The sequence below is a fragment of the Streptomyces sp. NPDC093261 genome (assembly GCF_044753645.1).
Taxonomy (GTDB): Bacteria; Actinomycetota; Actinomycetes; order Streptomycetales; family Streptomycetaceae; genus Streptomyces.
In genome coordinates, this window is sequence record NZ_JBIVNO010000019.1 from 95,214 (window position 1) to 101,279 (window position 6,066).

Genomic DNA, 6,066 nt, shown 5'->3' on the forward strand with positions numbered 1-6,066 from the left:
CGGCTCCGCCTTCTGTCGGATCAGGGTTTCAACCGGACTCGTCAAGGGCTTTTGACGTACTCCTGCTGCACCCGGGGTGGCCAACTGCCGCTGCTCAGGATGCCCAGCGTGTAGGCACGGGAGACAAGCGCCGGCCGGTTGGGCACGTCCAGCTTTCGGAGCATGGCGCTGACGTGGTACTCGATGCCTTTACAGCTCAGGTGCAGCTGACCGGCCAACTGCACGGTGGAGGCACCGGCGGCGACCTTCTCGAGGATGCTGGCCTCCATCTCGCTCAACAGAGTCGACCGGGCACCGCCTGGGGGGCATTCGGCGGTCGGAGGGTCGACCTGGATCAGCACGAGAAGCGGGCTGTCGGCGCGGGCATCGGCCCGCATCCGCAACGCCGTGAGATTGCCCCCCACCGCGTTCTCCGGACGCGCTGCCTTGACATACTCGGTGAAACGGCCGGTGCGGCCGAGGCGGAGCTGATCGAAACCGACCTGCAGCCGGAAGCGGCTGTCAGGGTGGAGAAGGTCGGCGAACGCGATGTCACGGACCTCGGAGGTGCTGCGGTCCAGCAGGGCGAGCATGGCATCGTTGGCCCGCCGGATCCGGCTGTGCGAGTCCAGGGCCGCCATTCCGACTCCGGAACGCTCGAAAAGGGAACGGAACATGGCGGCCGACCGGGACGGTGTGCGTTGGTGCGGCAGAGAGGGATAAATATCATCCCGGGGGCGTTCCGTCGGGCAATCTAATGCATCTGGCATGAAGTTCCTCGTAGGAAGTTGTCAGGCGACTGCGCCAGTGGCTTCTGCTGGTCCGGTCAACATTACCCAGAGCCCCGATGTCCGAGGTCTCAGACGAAGCGTCAGTGTCGGACGGAGGTCGTCGGAAAATCGGTTCCAGCCCAGATACTTCTTGTATCAAAGGCTAGTTGCCCGTTTATCCACGACGCAACTCGACGTGATTAGCGTCACGGTTCCCGCCCGGTGTCATCGCGTCGGGTGTGTCAGCCGGCTGTCTAGGGATTTCCGGCCGACGGCCTCGTGAGACTGTCCGGTGCTACCGGCCTTCATGCGGAGAGGACGCGAGCCATGACCATGGCCGAAAACAACATTCCTTCGATGGCGTCCCTGACCGCGCCGCTCCTCGGCATCAACGAGGAACTGCGGGCGATGCAGGCGGAACGGCCCATCTGGAAGGTCAGGACCTACACCGGTGACGAGGCCTGGCTGGTCATGGGCGCTTCCGAGATCAAGCGGCTGCTTGTCGACAGAAGGCTGGGCCGCTCACATCCCGACCCGGTCAACGCACCGAAATACGCGCCGAGTCCGGTCTTCGAGCAGATCATGGCCGAGTTCGAACGTCATGCCGAGATCCGGACGTTGCTCACGCCGTACTTCTCCCGCACGTCCATGCGGGCGATGCAGCCCAAGGTCGAAGCGGCTGTGGCGGAACTGGTCGAGACGATGCTGGCCGGCGAACCCCCGGCGGAACTGCAGAAGATGCTGGCGCGGCCGTTGGCCATGCGAGTGCTGTGCGAGCTCGCCGGCATCCCCGTGGCCGACCAGGAACTGGTCGGCCGACTTCTGCACCGGATGGCCGGCCTCGGCGCGGGCGGCGGCGACGCCACCCTCGACGCCTACCTGGCCGGGATCGCGGCGCAGAGGCGGGCCGAACCGCGCGAGGACATGATTTCCGGACTGGTCGCCGCGGGACAGACCGACGAGCGGGTGGCGACGCTGGTCGCGATGCTGCTGTTCGCCGGCGGCGAGAGCGTCGCCACGCACATCGGGTTCGGCGTGGCTCGGCTGGCCATCGATGACGCGCTGCGAGAGGCGTTGAGCCACGACCCCGCGCTGGTCGAGCCGGTGGTCGAGGAGATGCTGCGCACCGCGAGTCACGGTGGCGGGGCGCAACCCCATTACGCCAACGCGGACATCGAGATCGCAGGGGTGACCATCCGGGCCGGAGACCTCGTGCTGCCGGACTTCGCGCTGGCCAACTTCGACCCACGGGCCTTCGAGAACCCGGAGGTCGTCGACCTCACGCGCAGCCCGAACCAGCACCTGGCGTTCGCGCACGGAATCTGGCGCTGTCTCGGTGCGCCCCTGGCCCGGATGGAGCTGCGGACCGTCTACACGACCCTGTTCGAGCGAGCGCCCTCCATCCGTCTCGCGGTGCCGCTCGACGAGCTGAACCGCGAGACGGACCGGCTCTTCTCGACCATGCCCGAGCTGAGCATCACCTGGTGAGACCGCTCTGTCGGGAGGCACCCCTTTGTGTGTCTCCCGACACCGCTTCGAACTGCGCCGTGTACAGGCGGGCGTAGGCGCCGTCGGCGACGAGGAGTTCGTCGTGCGTGCCCTGCTCGACGACCCGGCCCCGGTGCATGACGAGGATCAGGTCGGCGTCACGGATGGTGGACAGCCGGTGCGCGATCACGAAACTGGTGCGGCCCCGGCGCAGCCTTGCCATGGCCTGCTGCACCAGCAGTTCGCTGCGTGTGTCCACCGAGCTGGTCGCTTCGTCGAGGATCAGCACGGACGGCGAGGCGAGGAACGCCCGCGCCACCGTGATGAGCTGTCTCTCGCCGGCGCTCATGCCCGTTGCCTCGTCGAGCACCGTGTCGTAACCCTTCGGAAGCGTCCTCAAGAAGTGGTCCACCCGCATGGCCCTGGCCGCGGTGACGACCTCCTCGCGCGTCGCCCCCGGGCGCCCGTACGCGATGTTCTCCGCCACCGTCCCCTCGAACAGCCAGGTGTCCTGGAGCACCAGCCCCATGCGCGAGCGGAGATCCTCGCGGCTCATCGCCGCGATGTCCACGCCGTCGAGCAGGACCCGCCCGGCATCGGGTTCGTAGAAGCGCATCAGCAGGTTGCCGAGTGTCGTCTTGCCCGCGCCGGTCGGTCCCACGATCGCGACCGTGGTCCCCGGCGGCACCGACAAGGAAAAGTTCTCGATCAGCGGACGGTCCCGTCTGTAGCGGAAGCTGACGTCCTGGAACTCGACGTGACCGGACACGGTGGCGAGCGAGGCCGGTTCGGCGGGTTCGGCCGATTGCTCGTCGGCGTCGAGGAAGGCGAAGACGCGTTCGGCCGAGGTCAGGCCGGACTGGAGCTTGCCGACCACCGCGCCGATCTGGCCGGCCTGGTTGCTGAACTGGTTGGTGTACTGGAGGAAGGCCTGCACCTCGCCGAGGGACAGGGCGCCCGAGGCGACCCGCAGCACACCGATGACGGACACGGCGACGTAGTTCAGGTTCGACACGAAGCCCAGCGCGGGTTCGACGGTCGCCGCGAGGAACTGCGCGGCCGAGCCCGCCCGGTACGCCTTCTCGTTGTGCTCGTCGAACTCCGCCTCGCTGTGGGCCTGCCGTCCGAACACCCGTACAAGCGCGTGTCCGGTGTACATGTCCTCGACGTGCGTGGCCAGGGCGCCGGTCGCGGCCCACTGCTCGGCGAACCGCGGCCGTGCCCGGGCACTCAGCTTCGTCGCGATCACGGCGCACACCGGGAGGCTCGCCAGCAGCAGAGCTGCCAGCAGCGGCGAGATCACGAACATCACCGTGGTGAGGCCGCTTGCGTACATTACGGCGGTGCCCAGCTGACTGAGCGTCTGCTGGAGCACCTGTTGCAGATTGTCGACGTCGTTGGTGACGCGGTTCAGCAGCTCGCCGCGCGGCTGCCCGTCGAAGTAGCCGAGGGGCAGCCGGGCCAGTTTGGCCTCCGCTCGGGTCCTGACGTCCCGGGCGATCGCCTGCACGACGTTGGCCGCCATGCGCTCCTGTACGAAGTTGGCGGCCGCCCCGGCCGCGTACAGAGCCAGCGCCGTCAACAACACCGACGCCACCGCCGCGAAGTCGATGCCGTGACCGGGTGTGAAGTCGACCGTGTCGTACACGGATGCGAGGGTGCCGTGCCCCTCCGCGCGGAGCCGGGCCAGTGCCTGCCCCTTCGTGAGCCCGGCCGGCAGTGCCTCACCGGCCACGCCGGCGACGATCAGATTGGTGGCGTGCCCGAGGCGGAGCGGGGCGATGATGTTCACCACGACACCGGCGAGGCTCACCAGAACGGTGACGGCGAGGACCGTCCGGTGCGGGCGCATCAGCCGCGCGATCGCCCGCAGGGTTCCCCCCGGGTCGGCGGCCTGCTTCTTCTCGGTCACGCCGCTTCCTCCACGTTGTCGAGCTGGGACCGCACGATCTCCCTGTACGTCCCGTTCTCCGTCAGCAGTTGCTCGTGAGAGCCCCGGCCCACCACGCGGCCGTCCTCCAGCACGAGGACCAGGTCGGCGTTCTTGATGGCGCCCACCCGCTGCGCGACGATCACCACCGTCGCGTCGGCGAGTTCCGGGGCCAGTGCGTTGCGCACGGCCAGGTCCGTCGCGGCGTCCAGGCCGGAGAAACAGTCGTCGAACAGGTAGATCCCGGGCCGTCGCAGCAGGGTTCTCGCGAGGGCGAGCCGCTGCCGCTGCCCGCCCGAGACGTTCGTGCCGCCCTGGGTGATCTCCGCTTGCAGCCCACCCGGCATCGCCGCCACGAACTCGCGGGCCTGGGCGGTCTCGAGCGCGTGCCAGAGATCCGCGTCGGTGGCGTTCTCGTTGCCCCAGCGCAGGTTGGAGGCGACTGTTCCCGCGAAGAGGTAAGGCTGCTGCGCGACCAGACCCACGGCCCGACTCCGGGTGCCGGCGTCCAGATCACGCACGTCGGCCCCGTCCACCAGCACCGACCCGGACGTGGCGTCGAACAGCCGCACCACCAGGTTCAACAGGGTGGTCTTGCCGCTCCCGGTGCCGCCGATCACCGCCACGGTCTGGCCGGGCCCGGCGCTCAGGTCGATGCCGTGCAGGAACGGCTCCTCCGCGCCGGGATAACGGAACCCGACGCCGCGCAGTTCCAGGTGCCCCGGCCGCGGCCCGGACACGACCGGCTGGGAGGACGTGGCCATCCCCGGGCCGGTGTCGAGTACCTCACGGATGCGCCGCGCGGCAGCGGCGGCCCTCGGAACCGTGAGCATGACGTACATGGCGATGACCATCGAGGTCAGCACCAGCACGATGTAGCCGAGGAACGCGCTCAGCGCTCCGACCTGCAGTGCGCCCGAGGCGATCCGCTTCGCGCCGATCCACGCCACCACCACGGTGAACCCGTTGCCCAGCAGCCACACCAGCGGGAACATGCCGGCCGCGAGCCGACGCACCCTGCGGGTCAGCACGAACATCTCGGTGTTCGCCGTGCCGAACCGCTCCTGCTCGTGCGTGTCCCGGACGAAGGCACGTACCACGCGCACGCCGGTGATCTGCTCACGGAACAGCCGGCTGATGGTGTCCATGCCGCCCTGGATGCGGTCGTAGAGCCGGCCCATCCGGGTCAGGATCACCGCCACCACGACCGTCGTCACCGGGATCAGCACGATCACGACCAGCGCCAACGGCACGTCCTGGCGCAGCGCGAGCACCACGCTCACCACACATATGATCGGCGCGGTGATGATGCTGCTCAGCCCGTCGGCCGCGAGGGTCTGGACCTGCTGCACGTCGTTGAGCGTCCTGGTGGCCAGGGAGGACGTGCCGAAGCGCCCCACGTCATGTGCGGAGAACCGCTGCACGTGGCGGAACATCGCCGACCTCAGATCGCGGCCGACCGCGGTGGCAGCACGCGCGGCGAAGTACTCGGCTCCCAGCCGCGCGGCGAGTTGGACCACGACGACGAGCAGCATCCCCGTGCCCAGCCAGATGATCCCCGGCAGCGACCCCACCAGCAGTCCCCGGTCGATGACCTGTGCGCTCAACGTGGGGAGCATGAGGAGCGCCAGCGTCTGCGCGATCTGGAGGGTGACGGTCAGCGCGACCCAGGTTCGGTAAGGGCGTAGGTACGCCCCGAGCAATCGCAAGGGCACGCGGTACTCCGGAAGTCGATGGCGGTTGGCCGCCGGGCGCGTGCGTCCGGCGCGGGCAGCGTCACCCGGGCCGGGTCGGTGATTCCCTAGTGTCCCCGCACGTCTTTCGCTCCCGACACTAGGAAATTCCGGCTGCCCGGAGATCGAGACTGCACGAGGGTGTCCGCGAGTGAATGGAAGCGAC

General features: G+C 68.6%; 4 protein-coding genes. 1 reads left to right on the forward strand and 3 read right to left on the reverse strand.

Annotated elements, in window-relative coordinates; translation table 11 throughout:
• Positions 1–41: 41 nt before the first annotated feature.
• A complete protein-coding gene (locus ACIP94_RS30820) occupies positions 42–749 on the reverse strand; it encodes a LuxR C-terminal-related transcriptional regulator (protein WP_402432863.1) in 708 nt (235 codons plus the stop codon).
• A 327-nt stretch (positions 750–1,076) separates the two neighbouring features.
• Between ACIP94_RS30820 and ACIP94_RS30825 the strand changes: the two genes are divergently transcribed.
• Positions 1,077–2,237 (forward strand): cytochrome P450, encoded by a 1,161-nt coding sequence (locus ACIP94_RS30825; RefSeq protein WP_402432866.1) that lies wholly within the window; start codon positions 1,077–1,079, stop codon positions 2,235–2,237.
• On the opposite strand, the gene ACIP94_RS30830 is transcribed toward ACIP94_RS30825, so the two are convergent.
• Entirely contained in the window at positions 2,227–4,149 is a 1,923-nt protein-coding gene (locus ACIP94_RS30830) for an ABC transporter ATP-binding protein (protein ID WP_402432869.1), read from the reverse strand. The two genes, ACIP94_RS30825 and ACIP94_RS30830, sit on opposite strands and share 11 nt — an antisense overlap.
• Positions 4,146–5,882: an ABC transporter ATP-binding protein gene (locus ACIP94_RS30835; protein WP_402432872.1), complete on the reverse strand. Its 1,737-nt coding sequence runs from the start codon at positions 5,880–5,882 to the stop codon at positions 4,146–4,148. The genes ACIP94_RS30830 and ACIP94_RS30835 overlap by 4 nt, the downstream gene beginning before the upstream one ends.
• Positions 5,883–6,066: the final 184 nt, after the last annotated feature.